At 68.3% G+C, this 17,999-nt stretch carries 13 protein-coding genes; 7 read left to right on the top strand and 6 right to left on the bottom strand.

The window, feature by feature from the left end; genetic code table 11:
* The 3 genes from ABS88_RS03105 to pepN form a co-directional block, all read right to left on the bottom strand.
* The coding region (locus ABS88_RS03105; protein ID WP_286749043.1) for a TonB-dependent receptor domain-containing protein at positions 1–1,963 on the bottom strand (1,963 nt) is incomplete at its 3' end.
* Between the two features lie 268 nt (positions 1,964–2,231).
* Positions 2,232–4,736 carry a PAS domain-containing sensor histidine kinase gene (locus ABS88_RS03100; protein ID WP_286749042.1) on the bottom strand — a complete coding sequence of 835 codons (2,505 nt, stop codon included), beginning with the start codon at positions 4,734–4,736 and terminating at the stop codon, positions 2,232–2,234.
* A gap of 115 nt (positions 4,737–4,851) precedes the next feature.
* Complete coding sequence (pepN, locus tag ABS88_RS03095; RefSeq protein ID WP_286749041.1) at positions 4,852–7,470, bottom strand: aminopeptidase N; 2,619 nt, start codon at positions 7,468–7,470, stop codon at positions 4,852–4,854.
* Between the two features lie 143 nt (positions 7,471–7,613).
* Between pepN and ABS88_RS03090 the strand changes: the two genes are divergently transcribed.
* Positions 7,614–8,264 carry an OmpW/AlkL family protein gene (locus ABS88_RS03090; RefSeq protein WP_286749040.1) on the top strand — a complete coding sequence of 217 codons (651 nt, stop codon included), beginning with the start codon at positions 7,614–7,616 and terminating at the stop codon, positions 8,262–8,264.
* Here ABS88_RS03090 and ABS88_RS03085 read toward each other — a convergent pair.
* Entirely contained in the window at positions 8,261–9,277 is a 1,017-nt protein-coding gene (locus tag ABS88_RS03085) for a helix-turn-helix transcriptional regulator (RefSeq protein ID WP_286749038.1), read from the bottom strand. The two genes, ABS88_RS03090 and ABS88_RS03085, sit on opposite strands and share 4 nt — an antisense overlap.
* A gap of 105 nt (positions 9,278–9,382) precedes the next feature.
* Between ABS88_RS03085 and ABS88_RS03080 the strand changes: the two genes are divergently transcribed.
* Positions 9,383–10,216, top strand: a complete 834-nt coding sequence (locus tag ABS88_RS03080) for a lectin-like domain-containing protein (protein ID WP_286749037.1) — start codon at positions 9,383–9,385, stop codon at positions 10,214–10,216.
* 10 nt (positions 10,217–10,226) lie between these two features.
* On the opposite strand, the gene ABS88_RS03075 is transcribed toward ABS88_RS03080, so the two are convergent.
* The gene (locus ABS88_RS03075) at positions 10,227–10,796 is read right to left on the bottom strand and encodes a hypothetical protein (protein ID WP_286749036.1); all 570 of its coding nucleotides are present in this window, start codon (positions 10,794–10,796) and stop codon (positions 10,227–10,229) included.
* A 146-nt stretch (positions 10,797–10,942) separates the two neighbouring features.
* On the opposite strand from ABS88_RS03075, the gene ABS88_RS03070 reads away from it, so the two are divergent.
* Positions 10,943–12,064, top strand: coding sequence for an acyl-CoA dehydrogenase family protein (locus tag ABS88_RS03070; protein ID WP_286749035.1), 1,122 nt, complete (start codon positions 10,943–10,945; stop codon positions 12,062–12,064).
* Positions 12,065–12,079: 15 nt separating this feature from the next.
* On the top strand, positions 12,080–13,309 hold the full coding sequence (locus tag ABS88_RS03065) for an acyl-CoA dehydrogenase family protein (RefSeq protein WP_286749034.1): 1,230 nt from the start codon (positions 12,080–12,082) through the stop codon (positions 13,307–13,309).
* Between the two features lie 4 nt (positions 13,310–13,313).
* On the opposite strand, the gene ABS88_RS03060 is transcribed toward ABS88_RS03065, so the two are convergent.
* Positions 13,314–14,534, bottom strand: a complete 1,221-nt coding sequence (locus tag ABS88_RS03060; protein ID WP_286749033.1) for a glycosyltransferase — start codon at positions 14,532–14,534, stop codon at positions 13,314–13,316.
* A 49-nt stretch (positions 14,535–14,583) separates the two neighbouring features.
* Between ABS88_RS03060 and ABS88_RS03055 the strand changes: the two genes are divergently transcribed.
* The 3 genes from ABS88_RS03055 (at position 14,584) to ABS88_RS03045 (ending at position 17,764) form a co-directional block, all read left to right on the top strand.
* Positions 14,584–15,417 (top strand): TonB-dependent receptor, encoded by an 834-nt coding sequence (locus ABS88_RS03055; protein ID WP_286749032.1) that lies wholly within the window; start codon positions 14,584–14,586, stop codon positions 15,415–15,417.
* Between the two features lie 338 nt (positions 15,418–15,755).
* Complete coding sequence (locus tag ABS88_RS03050) at positions 15,756–16,832, top strand: glycerophosphodiester phosphodiesterase (protein WP_104959308.1); 1,077 nt, start codon at positions 15,756–15,758, stop codon at positions 16,830–16,832.
* On the top strand, positions 16,829–17,764 hold the full coding sequence (locus ABS88_RS03045; protein ID WP_076073879.1) for an aldo/keto reductase: 936 nt from the start codon (positions 16,829–16,831) through the stop codon (positions 17,762–17,764). Before ABS88_RS03050 ends, ABS88_RS03045 begins: the two co-directional genes overlap by 4 nt.
* Positions 17,765–17,999: the final 235 nt, after the last annotated feature.

Genomic DNA, 17,999 nt, shown 5'->3' with positions numbered 1-17,999 from the left:
AGAAGCGCCGGCCGTCTTCGTTGTATTCGGTCGAAGTCGTCCGCTCGATGCGCTTGTCGGTCACGTTCAGCACGCCGGCCCGCACGGTCAGGCGCGGGTTGAGATCATAGCGGCCGCCGATATCGAACAGGGTGTAGGCGTCCTGGACGATGTTGAAGGCCGGATTCGCATAGGCCGCGAGGTACTGGCGGCCGATGTAGTTGGCCGAGGCGTAGAGCGACAGGGTCTCCGTGGCGCGCCAGTCCAAGGTCAGGTTCGCCGAATGCTCCGGCTGGTAGACCAGCGGGATCGGGGCGGCCGAGGAGCGGTCCTCCGATTTCAGATAGGTGTAGTTCGCCCGGATGCTGAGCGTTTCGGTGATGTCGCCGGCGATGCTGGTCTCGATCCCCTTGCTGCGCACCTTGGCGATATTCTCGTAGCGGAAGACCGGCCGCCCATCGGCCAGGAAGCCGACGAAGTTGGGATAGCCCGGCGCCAGCGCCGGATCGCGGGTGCGGTTGCTGATCGAGATCATGTCCTTCAGCTCGTTCTGGAAGGCGGTGATCCCGCCGCTCCAGCGGTCGAAGTCGAAGCGGACGCCGCCCTCGAAGCTTTCCGCCGTTTCGGGCTTCAACGCGGTCGAACCGACGATGAAGCAGCCCGTGGTCGCGCTGCCGCAGGAGACCGAGCCCCAGTTGGGGCTGTTCTGCAGGAGGGTCGGCGCGCGGAAGGCGCGCGACCAGCCGCCGCGCAGCGAGATGTTGGGCGTCAGGTGATAGACGAGATAGGCGCGGGGGCTGTGATGGCCGCCGAAGTTCTCGTGGTGGTCATAGCGGTCGCCCACCGTCAGGCGCAGGTCCTCGGTGATGCGCCATTCGTTCTCGGCGAACAGGGCCCACTGCCTGACGTCGGCTTGGGTGTCCTTTCCGGCGGTGGGCGAGCCGGGCCAGCCAGCCAGCAGCTTCGGATCTTCCAGGTCCTGCCAGCGGTGCTCGGCGCCGACGGTCAGGCTGTTGTCGCCCAGCGGCGCGGTGAAACGGGCGTCCAGGGCGTAGTTCCTGGCGTTGTTCGGATTGATCTCACCGGTGGTGTTGCCGGTCAGGTTCTCGATCTTGTCGCCATAGAAGCGCAGGCGGCTCTCGCCGAAGTCCCATTCGCGCTTGTGCGTCAGGGCGAAGTCCCGGCGCTTCATGATGAAATGGTCGTGGTTCGAGCGGCTGAAGCCATATTGCGCGGTGACGTCCGTGGCCTCGTCCGGCGTCCATTGCAGCGTGCCGTTGACGAAGGTTTCCTGCTGGAGCGGCATGCCGGCCAGGCCCGAGGAATTCACGCCCTTGTCCGGCGAGCGGCGGTCGTATCCGCCCCAGACCTTGAGGCCCAGGGTGTCGACGACCAGCGGGCCGCTCACATAGAAGCCGCCCTTGTAGGAGTCTCCGGCCTGGCTGTGTTCCTGGGCGGTGTAGTCGGCGCTCACCGATCCGGTCCAGGCCTTGCCGACCGGCTTGGTGATGATGTTCACCGCCCCGCCGATGGCGTCGGAGCCGTAGAGGGACGACATCGGTCCGCGCACGACCTCGACGCGTTCGATGGCTTCGATGGGCGCCCAGCCGGCGTCGTAATCGTTGCCGCGGAACATGTTGTTCGTCGAGCTGACCCGCTTCCCGTCGATCATCAGCAGGGTGTAGGCGCTGCTGAGGCCGCGGAGCTGGATCGTCCGCTGATTTCCCGCTCGCGACAGAGTCACCCCTTCGACGCGCCCCAGCGCATCGACGATGTCCTGGATGGGCCGCTGTTGCAGGTCTTCGGCGGAAACGACCGAGACGCTGGCCGGGGCGTCCTGGATGCGCTGCGCGATCGAAGAGGCCGTCACCACGACGCTTTCGACCTCGGTCGGCCCCGCGTCCTCGGCATGCGCGCCGCTCGCAGCCATCGCCGCCAAGGCGAGCGTCATGGCGCTGCTCAGCGCCAGATGAATTTTCAGCATTACCCGTCCCCATTCATGTGAGTGCGGGACGCCGTAGTTCATATGTTTCTCGACTGCAACTCATTCGCATTATCGAATGTCGAGGCTGCAAGCTTTTCGGATCCCTGGTGTGGCGGCCAAGGCACAGCTTCGACCACGAGCCCTGCAAGGCGCGCTTCGGCGGCCAGAGCCTGTTCCCCTCCCGCCATGACGCGAGAAGGGGCCGCTCCGATCTGATTGAATTTACGGAGTTTTCTTTTCCGGCGTCGAGCGCGCCGGCCGACGTGTTCTAGGCGGCGAAGCCGCCCGCGCGGTGCGGGTGTTCGGCTTCGCGCCGGACAGGGATGCTGAAGCTGACCAGCGTGCCCTCGCCGGGCGCGCTCTGCATGTCGAGCAGGCCGCCGTGCATCTCGACCAGGGACTTGGTGAGCGCCAAGCCTAGCCCGGTGCCCTGGGTGGTCTTGGAATGCTGATTCTCGACCTGCTCGAAGGGCTGGGCCAGCCGGACCAGGTCGTCTTCGGCGATGCCTATCCCGGTGTCCTGCACGCTGACGCGGATGTGCTCGCCCAGGGGATCGCGGCCGCCCTCCGCACGCAGGGTGATGCGCCCGCCGCGCGGCGTGAACTTGATGGCGTTGGAAAGCAGGTTCAGCAGGATCTGCTTCAAGGCGCGGTAGTCGGCCTCGACCTCGGGCAGGTGCGGGAACTCGATGGAGAGGCTGAGGCCGGCCGCCTCGGCGCGGTTGCGCACCAGCCGCACGGCGTCCTCGGCCACCTCTTCCAGTTCCAGCAGTTCGAACTTCAGGTTCATCTTGCCGGCCTCGATCTTCGACATGTCGAGGATGTCGTTGATCAGCGCCAGCAGGTGCTGGCCGGAGGACAGGATGTCCTGCGCATAGCCCTTGTAGCGGGGATCGCCGAGCGAGCCGAACATCTCGCCGACCATGATCTCGGAGAAGCCGTTGATGGCGTTCAGCGGCGTGCGCAGTTCGTGGCTCATATTGGCGAGGAACTCGCTCTTGGCCTTGTTGGCCCCCTCGGCGCGGACCTTCTCCATCTCGTACTTGCGGGCCAGTTCGGAGAGCTGCTGCTGGCTGCGCTCGAGGTTGTCGACGACCTGGCGCAGCTTTTCCTCGTTCTGCCGGCGGGCTTCCTCCTGGGTCTTGATGGCGGTGATATCGGCGGCGGTCATCACCAGGCCGCCCTCGGCGGTGCGCCGTTCGGAAATCTGAATCCAGCGGCCGTCGGCGAGCTCGGCCTCGCGCACCCCGCGCCGCCCGTCCGGGCTCGGCGCTTCCTGCTGGATGGCGAGCTGGGCGAAGCGGTTGACCTCCTCGCGCGTGGCGCCCGGCTTCAGCAGCTTGGCTTCGAGGGAGAAGACCGTGCGGAAGTTCTGGTTGCACAGCAGCAGGCGGCCATGGCGGTCCCAGAGGACGAAGGCTTCGGAGACGCTTTCGATGGCGTCGCGCAGGCGGCTCTCGGCGGCCTGGGCCCGCGCCTGCGCCATCCGCTCCTCGGTGACGTCGAGGGCGACGCCGATGATGCGCGAATATCCCTCCTCGCCGGCGCGGCCGAAGGCCTGGCCGCGCGCGTCGATCCAGATCGGCCGTCCGCCCTGCGGCGAGGGCGCGCGGAACGAGACGTCGAAGCCGCCATAGATGGCGGCGGTCGACAGGGCTTGGCGGACCCGCTCGCGATGGTCGGGAGAGACCCGCTCCAGAACTTCCTGCCCGGAGACCACGCCGCCGCCGCCCCAGCCGAGGATCGCGCCGGTGACGTCGGACATGAACATCTGGTCGGTGGTGAGGTCCCACTCCCAGATGCCGCAGCGCGCGGCCTCGACCGCCAGCCGGAAGCGATGCTCGGAATCGACGAAGGCCTGCTGGGCGCTCTCGACCTTGCGGCTCTGCATCAGAAGCAGCAGGCCAAGGCCGAAGGCCGCGGCCAGGGGCGTGATGAGCCAGATCACCTCCGAGGCGCTGGACGCCGTCTCCTGGCGGCTCGACGGGGTGGCGGCGACCGCGATCAGCGCCCCGCCGAGCGCGCTGCGGCCGCTGAGGTCCACGCTGGCCCCGTCGGGGCGGGCGCCCTTGCTCAGGCCGCTCCGGAGAAGCTGGGGCGCAGCGACGCCGAACGCGGCTGTCATCTCTCCGCCGGTCGGCAGGACCATGCGGCCGTCCGCGGAGGCCACCGCCTGGCCAGGGCCGAGCGCGGCGCCCAGGCGCACGGGGTCGCCCAGGGCCACGATCCGGCGTGCGCCCTTGGCGGTCGGGAGCGTGACCGATACGGCGACCAGGCGCGTGGGCGCGTCGACCACGCCGATCCAGAAGCCGTCCGGCCGCGGGTCGCCGCCGATCTGGCGCCAGTCGACGCCGGCGGCCTTGCCGGCCACGGCGATCGGGCCGCGTTCGTCGAGAATGGCGATGGCGCCGGCCGCGCCCCCAGCGGCGCTCAGCCCGGCCTCGGCCGCATCCAGCGGCGGTTCGGGATGGCGCGCCAGAATCTCCCGTGCGACGAGCAGCCCGCCTTGCAGGGCCGCGCCCTCGGCGTCCAGGCGCGCGGCCAGCGCCTCGGCGCGGGCCGGCAGGAGGGCGTTCTCAGGCGTCGAGACCTGGGGCCGGCTGCCGATCCGCACGACCGCCACGGCCGTGTAGATCGCCAGCAACAGCAGGGTGGCGAGGATGGCGATGCGGACGAAGCTCTGATTGGCTGCCAGGCCTCGCCCTGGCGCCGCTACGCCACGCGGATGGCCTGGCCGCGATCCGGCCGTATCCTTGCCACCGCGTTTGGACAAAGTCCCACCGCTCCCCTGCGCCCTGATTCACCTTAACGGAGAGTCTACGCAAGGCCGCCGGTCGCGTCATCCGCAGACGTGGCCGGGTGCGGCGTTTCGGATCAGGGCGGGCTCGTCAGTCGGCCAGCGCCTTGGCGACGAGTTCGTGGACGTTCTTGGACAGGCCTTCGCTGGCGGCGATCCGCTCCAGTTCCTGTTTCATCAAGGCGCCCAGCTCGGGCTTGTAGCGCCGCCAGCCGCCCAGCGGGTCCACCAGCCGCGCGGCGGTCATCGGATTGAAGCTGTCGACCGCCAGGATCTGGTCGGCGAGGAAGCGATAGCCCGCCCCGCTCGGATCGTGGAACCGGGCCGGATTGAAGTTGGCGAAGGTCGAGACCAGCGCCCGCAGCCGATTGGGGTTCTTCTGCTCGAAGGCGGGGTGGGCGGTCAGGCCCATGACGCGGCCAAGCGCGCTTTCGTCGGGATCGCGCGCCTGCAGGGCGAACCACTTGTCGATGACCAGGGGCTCGGACTTCCAGCGCTGGAAGAAGTCGGCCAGGGCGTCCTCATAGGCCTGGCCGCCGATCAGCATCAGGGCCGAAAGCCCGCCCATGGCGTCGGTCATGTTGGCCGCGGCGCGATAGTGGCCTTCGGCCAGTTCGGCGATCTCGGCGCGCGGATTGGCGGCCAGCAGGTCGAGGGCGGCGTTGCGCAGGGCGCGGCGGCCGGCGCTGGCGGCGTCGGGCGAGAACTCGCCCAGCTCCTGCAGGCCGATATGGATGCGCTTCAGATCGTCGGTCAGGTGCAGGGCCAGCCTCTGGCGCAGCGCTTCGCGCGCCTCGTGGATCGCCGCCGGATCGGCCGGCTGCAAGGCCAGCGCCAGGTCCGGCTCGCTCGGCAGGGCCAGCAGCAGGGCCTTGAAGGCCGGGTCGCTGGCCTGGTCGGCCAGGGCGCGGCCCATGGCCTCGGCGAACCGCTCCTCGCCCACCTGGTCCGGGGCGCCCTTGGCGCGGGCGACGATCAGGGCGCGGGCGAGGTCCTGGCCCGCCTCCCAGCGATTGAAGAGGTCGGGATCGCTGGCCATCTGGACGTAGCGATCGGTCGGCCGCGCGTCGGTGGTCAGGCCGATGGGGGCGGAGAAACCGCGGAAGGCCGAGATCACCGGGCGGGAATCGACGCCGGTCAGGGTGATGGCGGCGCTCTCGCCGTCCAGCACCACCAGGGTCTCGTCCACGGCGACGCCGTCGCGCTCGAAGGCCAGGGTGCGGCCTTCGCCGTCCAGCAGGCCCAGCACGACCGGGATCGGCAGCGGCTGCTTGGTCGGCTGGCCGGGGGTCGGCGGCGTCGTCTGCGACAGCTCGACCGTCAGGGTCCGGGCCTGGTCGTCATAGCTGTGCTTCAGCTCGACCCGCGGGGTGCCGGCCTGCTCGTACCAGGCGAAGAAGTCCGACAGGTCGCGCCCGGACACGTCGGCGAAGCACTGGATGAAGGCCTCGACCGTCGTCGCATGGCCGTCCCAGCGCTCGAAATAGAGGTCCATGCCTTCGCGGAACCTCTCGGCCCCGACCAGGGTCTTGAGCATCCGGATGACCTCGGCGCCCTTCTCATAGATCGTCGCGGTGTAGAAGTTGTCGATCTTCAGATAGCTGGAGGGGCGGACCGGGTGGGCCAGCGGTCCCTGGTCCTCGGGGAACTGGCGCGCGCGCAGGGCCTTGACGTCCTTGATCCGCTGGACGGCGTGGCCGCGCATGTCGGCCGAGAAGCTCTGGTCGCGGAAGACCGTCAGGCCTTCCTTGAGGCACAGTTGGAACCAGTCGCGGCAGGTGATGCGGTCGCCGGTCCAGTTGTGGAAGTATTCGTGCGCCACGACGCTCTCGATGCGCTCGTAATCGAGGTCGGTGGCGGTCGCCGGATCGGCCAGCAGCAGCGAGGAGTTGAAGATGTTCAACCCCTTGTTCTCCATGGCCCCGAAGTTGAAGTCGCGCACGGCGACGATCATGAAGAGGTCCAGGTCGTATTCGCGGCCGAAGGCGTCCTCGTCCCACTTCATCGACCGCTTCAGGGCGTCCATGGCGTAGGCCGCGCGCGGCGCCATGCCCGGATCGACGAAGATCTTCAGCTCGACCGTGCGGCCGGTCATGGTGACGAGGCTGTCCTCCAGCACGTCGAGCTCGCCGCCGACCAGGGCGAACAGATAGGCCGGCTTGGGGAACGGGTCGTTCCAGACCGCGTAGTGGCGGCCGTTCGGCAGGTCGCCGGATTCCATCAGGTTGCCGTTCGACAGCAGGTGGCGGACGGCCTTGTCGGCCTCAATGCGCACCGTGAACCGCGACAGCACGTCGGGCCGGTCCGGATACCAGGTGATCTTGCGGAAGCCCTCGGCCTCGCATTGGGTGCAGAACCGGCCGCCGGACATGTAGAGGCCTTCCAGCGCCTTGTTGTTCTCCGGGTCGATCTCGACCTCGGTCTCCAGGCTGAAGGCGTCGGGAACCCCCGGAATGGTCAGGAATTCCGCGTCGATCGTGCGCTCGGCGTCGGCCAGCACGCGGCCGTCGATCGCCACCGAGACCGGCTTCAGCCGCTCGCCGTTGAGCACCAGGGGCTGGTCGTGGTCGCCGTTGCGGCGAACGCTCAGGCGGGCCTTCACCCGGGTGGTGTTGGGCGCCAGGTCGAAGGCGAGGCGGACCTCGTCGATCAGGAAGGCGGGCGGGGCGTAGTCGGCGAGCCGGATCGGCTGGGGCGTGTCAGTGCGCATGCCTGGCATTTAGCCACGGCCGGCGGGGACCGCCAGGGCGGCGATGCGCGAAGGGGCCGGGATTTGCGCTCGGTCAAAGCGTGGCCTTGGGGGCGGGTGCATATCCGCCTTGGCAATAGCCGTAACAAAATTGGGGATAATTCATGAGCGCCTATCGTTTCGCCGCCTTCGCCGGCCTGGCCGCCGCCTGCCTGGCCGGAGCGGCTTCGGCCCAGGACTTCCAGCCCAAGCAGAAGGGCGTCCTGATGCTCAATGTGCGCGCGACCGGCGTGCTCACCGATGCGGACGGCGCGATCAAGACCGCGGCCGGCGCGGACAGCGGGCTGAAGGCCAAGGTCGGGGACGACGTCATGCCGACCCTCGGCCTAACCTACTTCCTGACCGATCACGTCGCGGTGGAGGCCATCGCCGGCACGACCCAGCACGAGGTCAAGGCGGTCGGGCCGGGAACCGACATTGCAGTCCACAAGACCTGGGTTCTGCCGCCGGTGGTCTCGCTGCAGTACCACTTCGCGCCCGAGGCCAAGGTCAGCCCCTATGTCGGCGCGGGGATCAACTACATGCTGTTCTACGGCGGCAAGGACAAGAACGGCTTCCAGGTCGATATCGACGACGGCTTCGGCTACGCGCTGCAGGCGGGCGTGGACGTCGCGCTGAAGGACCGCTGGAGCGCCAATCTGGACGTGAAGAAGGTGTTCTTCGAGACCGACGCCAGCGTCAACAACGGCGCGCTGAAGACCAAGGTGAAGCTGGACCCCTGGGTCGTGTCGGCGGGCGTCGGCTACAGGTTCTAGTCCTCGCCAGAGCTGGCCCCCGGCGCCTTGGCGTCCGGCGGGAACAGCCGCGCCAGCTCGGTCTTCGAGTGGATGTCGAGCTTGCGATAGATCGAGGCGAGCTGGTTGCGCACCGTGGCCGGGCTGACTCCCAGCTCGGCCGCGACATCGCGGTTCGAACGGCCGCCGGCGAACAGGTGGGCGACCTTCGATTCCGCGGAGGTCAGCCCGTCGTCGCCCAGCCGCCGCGCCGACAGCACGTGGCGCCCTTCGCCGCGGATCAGGCGGAACTCCAGGCGGCCGGCCCGGGCGACGCCGTCGCGCAGGGCCCGGGCCGCGTCGGGCGGCAGGCGTGGCCCTGTCCAGTGGGGGAAGGCGGCCCGCAGCAGTTCGCTGAACCGCGCCTCGACCGCGCAGAGCAGCCCCTGGTCGTCGATCACCGCCTGTCCGCTGGCGCCGAACTCCGCCGGATTGCCGGTCTCGTAGCGATGCAGGGCCTGACGCTGGCGCCAGGCGGTGGTCAGGTGCGGCGACAGCAGTTCGAGCCGCGCGACCTCCTCGTCGGTGAACGGCGCATCGGGATCGTCTCGGAACAGGAACAGAAGTTCGCCCAGGTCTCTCGCCAGGTCGGCGTCCACCACGCCCAGCGCGTGCTCCAGGCCCGCCGGGCGGCAGAACTGCAGATAGATGGCGGACTGGCGGAAGTCGGCCAGGGGCACGATGTCCTCGTTGCGGAACGCCTTGCCCGGCGCGGCCACCACCGCGGCGCGCACGAAGTCCCTGTCCTGCCAGTGGGCGACATAGTCCATCAGCATTTCGGGCTGGTGGTTCAGCAGCGAGACGCTGTGCATGGTGTTGCTGCTGTAGGCGCCCGAGGCCCAGACGCCGGAGGTGAAGGCGATTGCCGTGCGCACCCTGGCCAGGGTGCGTTCCTTGAAGTCGGCGAACGGCAGTTCCAGCACGCCGGCATAGATGTGGGCGATCAGCGCGTTCACCGCGCCGCCGGCGGTTTCAATGTCGCCCGTGAAGGCCACCCATCCTCCATTTCATAGCGCATCTGCACTATTGAGCCGCGCATGGCCCGCCCGCAATGTTCTTTGCGAAAGGGGCCGTTTCGCCCCTCGCTCGGGAGAACCAACATGAAGGTCGGATTGCTTGGCGCGGCGGCTGCGGCCGCGCTCGTTTCGTCGCCCGCCTTGGCCACGACCATCGTCTTCAACGATTTCAGCTCGACGACGGGGCTGCAGTTGAACGGCTCGGCGGCCGCGGCGAACGACGGCTCGCGCACGGTGCTGCGGGTCACGCCGTCGGCTCAAAATCAGGCCGGATCGGTGTTCAGCACCAATCCCATCACGCTGGGCGCGGATGTCAGTTTCTCGACCCGCTTCACCTTCAACTTCAACAACCAGTACAACGGCGGCGCGGACGGGATCGTCTTCACGGTCCAGACGAACTCGAACAATGTCGGCGGCCTGGGCGGGGGCATCGGCTACCAGGGCGTCGCCAACAGCGTCGGGATCGAGTTCGATAACTGGTACAACGCCGGCTACGACATCAACGACAACCACGTCGGCATCGACTTGAGCGGCTCCGTCGCCTCGACGTCCTCGATCGCCTCGCCCTTCGCGCTCGACGGCGGCCAGGACCTGACCGCGTGGGTCGACTACAACGGCGCGACGGAGCAACTCGAGGTGCGCCTGGCCAGCAGCAACATACGCCCGGCCCTCGCCCTGCTGTCCTACAACGTCAATCTTGCGGGCGTGCTGGGCACGCCGAACGCGTTTGTCGGGTTCACCTCGGGCACCGGCGCGGCGGCGGCGAACCACGACATCGTCAACTGGGAGTTCCGCTCGACCTATTCGCCGATCAGCGGCGGGGTGCCGGAGCCTGCGACCTGGGCGATGATGATCGTCGGCTTCGGCATGGTGGGCGGCCTTGCGCGCCGCCGCGGCGCGGCCCAGCGCCTGGCCTGAGCGCGCGGCGTCAGGCCACCTTGGCCCGGGCCGGAACGGGGTTGGCGCTCGGGGCCTCGCGGAAGTGCCGGTCCAGCTTGGCGAACTCCTCGGCGATGCGTTGCAGCTCGGGCGGCGCATCGCCGGCGCTTTCGTCGACCAGCTTCACCAGGGCGCGGCCCAGGGCCAGCATCCGTGGCGCGCAGGTGATGAGGCGGGCCTGGAATTCGATCTTGTGCGGATCGCGGTCGTATTCGGCGCCCGGCACGCGCCAGCCACCCCAGTCGGCCGCATCGGTCACCACGACCGGATAGGTCCCCGGATAGGGATGGTGGCCGCTGTCGTCCTCGGTCTGCCACTTGTTGCGGGCGCGCAGCAGCCGCCAGGGCGGCGCGCCGTCCCCGACCGCCTCGGCGCCGCTGTCCTGTTCGGGCTTCAGTTCGTGGGCCAGGAACTCGCGGCCCAGGCCGACGTCATAGGTGACGCGCACCGGCTCGTCGAAGCCGCGGGCCCAGATCGGCACGATCTTTTCCACGCTGGCCCAGACGCCGACGCTCTCGACCCAGACCTTCTGGTTCCTCTGGAATATCGCCTTGGCCATGCGCGCGCCTTCTCGAGCCCTCGGTCCAGAGGCCCATAAGACCCGGAAATTCTTGACGTGAGGTCAATCTTTCCAAGGCGCGCGCGACGCGTATGGTGCCGCGAAGACGTATCGAACCAGCCGGACCAGCGGCGGAATGGGCGGAAATGAATTTCGACTTTTCAGACGACCAGAAGTTCCTGAAGAACGAGGCGCGCAAGTTCCTCCAGGCCAATTGCCCGACCTCGCAGGTCCGCAAGGTGCTGGACGACGACGGCAAGGCCTATGATGCGGACCTGTGGAAGCAGGTGGCGGCTCAGGGCTGGCTCGGCGCGGCCATTCCCGAGGCGCATGGCGGCCTTGGCCTCGGTCACCTCGAACTCTGCGTGATCGCCGAAGAACTGGGCCGGGCGGTGGCGCCGATCCCCTTCGCCTCGACCGTCTATTTCCTGGCCGAGGCGATCATGCTGGCCGGCAGCGACGAGCAGAAGGCCGAGCTGCTGCCGAAGATCGCCGCCGGCGAGGTGATCGGGGCGGTGGCGACCTCCGAAGGCCCCGGCGTGCTGACGCCGGCCGCTCTGCAGGCGAGCGTTTCGGACGGCAAGCTGACCGGCGTGAAGGTCCCGGTCACCGACGGCGACATCGCCACGGTCGCCCTGGTGCTGGCCAAGGAGAACGGCAAGCCGGGCCTGTTCATCGCCGATCTGACCGGCGGCCCGGTGAGCCGCGAGGTGGTCAAGACCCTCGACCCGACCCGCGATGCGGCCAAGCTGACCTTCAAGGACACGCCGGTCCGCCGGATCGGCGCCGCCGGTGAAGGTTTCGAGCTGCTGGAACAGGTCTTCGACCGCGCGGCCGTGCTGCTGGCCTTCGAACAGACGGGCGGCGCCGACCGCTGCCTGGAGATGGCCAAGGAATATGCGCTCGAGCGCTACGCCTTCGGCCGGGTCATCGCTTCCTATCAGGCGATCAAGCACAAGCTCGCCGACATGTACGTGAAGAACGAACTGTCGCGGTCCAACGCCTATTACGGCGCCTGGGCGCTCAACACGAACGCCCCCGAACTGCCGGTGGCCGCCAGCGCCGCGCGCATCGCCGCCAGCGAAGCCTTCTGGTTCGCCTCGAAGGAGAACATCCAGACCCATGGGGGCATCGGCTTCACCTGGGAAATGGATTGCCACCTCTATTACCGGCGCTCGCGCCAGCTTTCGCTCGTGGCCGGCGCGCCGCGGGTCTGGAAGGAGCGCCTCGTCAGCCATCTCGAACGCCGCAACGTCGAAGCCGCCTGAGGGGAGAGCAGGATCATGGATTTCAACGACACCCCCGAAGAAGCCGCCTACCGCGCCCAGGTTCGCGATTGGCTCGCCGCCAATGCGCCCAAGAAGCGTGAAGCATCGTCCGACCCCGAAGGCGGCGACGGCATGGCCGCCTCCAAGGCCTGGCAGGCCAAGAAGGCGGCGGCCGGCTACGCCTGCATCACCTGGCCCAAGGAATGGGGCGGGCAGGGCGGCACGCCGGTCCAGCAGGTGATCTTCAACCAGGAGGAAGCCAAGCATCCGATCCCGGGCAATCCGTTCCAGATCGGCCTGGGCATGTGCCTCCCCACGGTGATGACCTTCGCCGACGAGGAGACCAAGAAGCGCTTTGTGGGCCCGGCCATCCGCGGCGAGGAGATCTGGAGCCAGCTCTTCTCCGAACCGTCCGGCGGCTCGGACGTGGCCGCCTCGCGCACCAAGGCCGAGCGGGTGGACGACGGCTCCGGCGACTGGGTGATCAACGGTCAGAAGGTGTGGACCACCGGCGCCCAGTTCTCGGACTACGGCATCGTCATCGTTCGGACGAATCCCGATGTGCCCAAGCACAAGGGCCTGACCATGTTCTGGCTCGACCTCAAGGACCCGGGCGTCGAGGTCAAGCCGATCCACCAGATGTCCGGCGGGTCGGGCTTCAACGAAGTGTTCTTCACCAATGTCCGCGTGAAGGACAGTCAGCGGCTGGGCGCCGAGGGCGAGGGCTGGAAGGTCAGCCTGGTCACCCTGATGAACGAGCGCCTGGCGGTCGGCGGCGCCTCGGGCGCGGGCTGGAGCCAGTTCATGGACGTCGCGCGCAAGACGCCCAGCCACGACGGCGCCACCGCCCTGACCGATCAGGCCCTGCGCGAGAAGCTGGCCGACTGGTACGTCCAGGCCGAGGGCCTGAAGCACACCCGCAACCGGACCATGACCGCGCTCTCGCGCGGCCAGACCCCGGGGCCGGAAAGCTCGATCGGCAAGATCATCTCGGCGGTCCAGATGCAGGACCTGGCCAATACGGCCATCGAGATGCTGGATCAGTACGGGATCATCAACGACCCGGACCTGGCCCCGCTGCACGGCGCCTTCCACTCGTCGGTGATGTTCGCGCCGGGCCTGCGCATCGCCGGCGGCACCGACGAAATCCTGAGGAACATCATCGCCGAACGCGTGCTGGGCCTGCCCGGCGACATCCGCGTCGACAAGGATGTGCCCTTCAAGGACATGCCGACGGGCCGCTGAGGTTTCAGGCCCGCAGCGCCGCCGGCCAGCCGGCGGCGCGACCGGCCACCAGTTCTCCGTAGAGCCGGGTCAGGCCTTCGAAGGTCGTGTCCCAACGGTGCCGCTGCTCGGCGCGGCGGCGCGCGGCGGCGCGGATCGGCGCCAGGTCGCGCGCGAACAGCGCCTCGATCGCCTCGGCCATGCCGGCCGGATTGACGCTGTGGGCGCGCTGGCCCACCTGATCGTCGATCAGTTCGGCGATGCCGCCGCGCGAGGGGCCGACCACCGGCAGGCCCGCGGCCAGGGCCTCCAGCACCACCAGGCCGAACGGTTCGTTCTCGTTGGCGTGGACCAGGGCGTCGCAACTGGCGATCGTCGCGGCCAGGCGCTCGGGATCGCGCTCGTAGCCCAGCGGGATCACCCGCGGCGAATAGTGGGCGTCCTTGCCCGCCCCGACCAGCAGCAGGCGATAGGGCTCGCCAAGCCGTTCGACGGCGCAGATCAGGCTGTCGATATTCTTTTCGCGGGCGGGGCGGCCGGCGAAGACCAGCAACCGGGTCGAGGCCGGCAGGCCAAGCCGGCGCTTCAGCCGGGCGGGATCGGCGCGCGAGGGATGGAAGAGGTCGGTGTCGACGCCCAGCGGCTGCACGCTGACCTTCTCGACTCCGGCTTCGCTCAGCCGCTGGGCGATGTGGCGGCTGGGCGCCACCACCCGGTCGAACTGCTGGAAGATCGCCGCCCAGTGCTTCATGGCGGGCGCCTGCGCCCACTCGCCGAAGTGCAGGGCCGCCAGGGCCGCCGCGTCGGTGTGGCAGAAGCCGACCACGGGGACGCCCAGGGCCTCCCCGGCCTCCAGGGCCGCGTGACCGGGCACGAACATGTCGCCGGCCTCGATGATGTCCGGCTCCAGCATCCGCAGCACCGTCTCCCACTTGGCGGTCAGGGCCGGCATCCGGTAGCCGTCGCCGAAGGGCAGGCGGGCGGCCGCGACCGACACGATCCCAGGGGCGGCGAGGCCGGTGACCGCGCCGGGCACCACCAGGGTGTGGCTGATGTCGGGCCGGCGGCGGGCCAGCCAGTCGCGCTTCTGATGCAGGTAGCGCTTCACCCCGCCCGAGCGGGGCGCGTACATCATGGTGGTGTCGATCAGGTGGAAGCCGAGCCGGCCCGGCGCGCCGAAATGCGGCGCTTCGGTCGGGTCCAGGCGGATGAGATTTTGGGTACGCGAGTCGGTGACGTCGAACACTCGCCGCCTCCCTGGTTTACGACCCTAGGCAAACGAACGGAGCGCCGGTTTGGTTCTGGCCGGCGCTCCCGTCCCACACGAAAAATCCGCCCGTTCAGTCGCTCATCGGCGCGGCGCCGGCGGCGGCCCGCGTCAGTTGCACGAACTCGGCGCGCAGGCCGAATGGATCATCGCCCCGCGCGCCCTGGTGGAACAGCTGTTGCGCGTGGAGGCTGGTAAGTTGATACCTCCGTCGCCGGGAACCACCGCACAAGTTTTGGCCACCCTATGCCCGGGCGCGGACCGTTTTGGCAGCTGGAATCCCGCCAGGCCGGTCAGGGTCGGTACCCTCAATTACTGGAATCCCAACCGGGGGAACGTGCTTGTAAATCCGGCCTATGGTTTCACCTATGATCCGCTGGCGCCCTATAATCCCGCAACTGTCGGTGCGCTCGTGCCCTATGATCCCGCCAATCCCGAAGCCTGGATCGGGGGGTCGAGCGGCGCGCCCAATGGTGGCCGCGGATTTTATGCGGACCTCGAGGGGAATGAGCTGCCCAACGCGCCGCGCCTGACCGCAAATATCGGTTCGCAATATACATTCTTCCTCGAAGGCGGCGATTGGGAACTGACCTTCCGCGGCGACTATTATTTCCAGTCGAAAAGCTTCGGCCGGGTTTACAACACGGAGTTCGACAGGTTGCGGGCGTGGGACAATATGAACGTCGCCGTCATGCTGACCAGGCCGGAATCGGGTCTCTCGTTTCAGCTCTATGTCAAGAACCTGTTCAAGAAAATGCCGATCACGGGGTTCTTCGTGAACAGCGATGACAATGGCCTGACGACCAACGTGTTCACGCCGGACCCGCGCATCATCGGGTTTAACGCATCGATGAAGTTCTAAATCTTCTCCGCCCACTCCACTGGGGAAACCTCGGGTCGATGTCGTGCTCACTCCCAGGCCGACGTCGGCCCGGTCTTTTTACACTCCGATGACTTTGGATTGACCCAGTGCCATCATGCTCGGGACGCGGCGCTCAACGAAAGCGCGGACCATGATGTTGAACCAGGTTCAGCATGACGAAGAGCGGGATGGGCGCGGCGAAGCCCGCGCCCGCACGTGAAACTTTTTCCTCCGGACCCCGAAAACCGCTGGCCAAGGCGGCGGCGTTCGGCCTATTTTCCGCACGTGGTCAGGCTCCCGCTGCTCGCCGCCGATGACCGGCAGGCCCGCCTTGCGGCATGAGGCGCTGGTACGCCGCCGTGCTGGCGTTGCTTTTGCCCGCCGGCTGTGCCGCTGAGCCGATGGCGGCGGTGCCCACCCTCGACGGCCAACCGCCGATCGTCATCGCGCATCGCGGTGCGTCGGGTGAGCGACCCGAGCATACGCTGGCGAGCTATGAACTGGCGATCGAGCAGGGGGCCGATTTCATCGAGCCCGACCTGGTGTTGACGAAGGACGGCGTGCTCGTCGCGCGGCACGAGAATGAGATTTCGGAGACCACCGACGTCGCCGACCGTCCAGAGTTCGCGGATCGAAAGGCGACCAGGCGGATCGACGGCAAGGACGTCACGGGCTGGTTCACCGAGGATTTCACCCTCGCCGAACTCAAGACGCTGCGCGCGAAGGAGCGCATTCCGCGGCTGCGCGGCACTGCCAACGACGGCAAGTTCGAGGTTCCGACCTTCGAGGAGATTCTCGACCTTCTCGCGCGCGTGAACATGGAGCGCACCCATCCGGTCGGCGTCTATCCCGAGACCAAGCATCCGGGCTATTTCGCCGCGATCGGTCTGCCGCACGAGGCGCCCTTGCTCGCGCTGCTCGAAAAATACGGTTATCGCGGCCGAACGGCGCCGGTGTTCATCCAGAGCTTCGAGGTCGGCAATCTCAAGGCGATCCGCGCGAAGAGCGACCTGCCGCTAATCCAGCTGATGGACGATGAGGGCGGGCCCGCCGATGACCCGCGGACGAGCTATGCCGCGATGGCGTCGCCCGCGGGGCTGAAGGCGGTCGCCGCCTATGCCGACGGCATCGGGCCGAACAAGGCGATGGTCATCCCGCGCGGCGCGCTGGGCACGCTGGGCGATCCGACGTCGCTCGTCCGCGATGCCCATGCGGCGGGGCTGAAGGTGCATCCGTGGACCTTCCGCCGCGAGAATTATTTCCTGCCGCTGGGCGACAAGAGCGGGATCAATCCGGCGGGGCACGGCGACCTGGCGGCGGAGATCGCCGCCTATCTGGCGACGGGGATCGACGGGCTGTTCAGCGACAACCCGCGCGAGGCGGTGCCCGCGGTGAAGGAAGGAGCGTCACGATGACCGAACGCGCACTGGGCAAAAGCGGCCTGTCGATCCGGCCGTTCGTACTCGGCGGCAATGTCTTCGGCTGGACCGCCGACCGGACGGCGAGCTTCGCGATTCTCGACCGCTTTGCGGCGCGCGGCGGCAGCATGATCGACACCGCCGACGTCTATTCGGCGTGGGTGCCAGGGCATCGGGGCGGCGAATCCGAGGCGATGATCGGCGCATGGCTCCGCGAAAGCGGCGCGCGCGACCGGGTGCTGATCGCCACCAAGGTCGGGATGGGGGAGGGCGGCCTGCGCCCCGATGCCGTTCGCGCGGCGGCGCAGAGCTCGCGCGACCGGCTGGGGGTCGACGCGATCGATCTCTATTTCGCGCACCAGGACGATCCCGACGTGCCGCTCGACGAGGTGCTGGGCGCGTTCGGCGAATTGCGCGACGCGGGGATCGTGCGCGCGATCGGCGCGTCCAACTATTCGGCCGAACGGCTGGGCGAGGCGCTGCGCGTCGCCGATGCGAAGGGGCTGCCGCGCTTCACCGCGATGCAGCCCGAGCTCAATCTGCTCGACCGCGCGCAATATGAAGGTGCGCTCCAGCGGCTCTGCATCGCCGAGGGGCTCGGCGTCATTCCCTATTACAGCCTCGCCGCCGGCTATCTGTCGGGGAAATATCGCAGCGCCGACGATCTCGGCCAGAGCCCGCGCGGCTACAAGGCCAAGGCCTATATGGCGGGCAAGGGGCCCGCGGTACTCGCGGTCATGGATCGCATCGCCGCCGAAACGGGCGCCAGCCTGGCGCAGGTCGCGCTCGCCTGGGTGGCGGCGCAGCCGGGCGTCACCGCACCGATCGCCAGCGCGACTACGGTCGCGCAGCTCGATGACATCATGGACAGCATGGCGCTGCGGCTGACCGGCGAACAACTGGCCGCGCTGACCGAAGCGGGGGCCTGAGGAGCGGCAACGGACGGGGGACGGCGTGCGACTGTCTGTCTCCCTTCCCGCTTGCGGGAGGGGGCGGGGGTGGGTCGGCGCCGTCGCGAAGGCCCGCCCCGCTGCGGCTGGCAAACGAGTTCGCAAGCTTCCACATTGGATTGACCCACTCGTCATTGCGAGCGAAGCGAAGCAATCCAGGGCGGATTGCGCATACTCTGGATTGCCGCGTCGCTTCGCTCCTCGCAATGACGAT

It is taken from the genome of Sphingopyxis sp. SCN 67-31, assembly GCF_001725095.1.
This window is presented reverse-complemented; position numbering and strand designations above follow the sequence as displayed.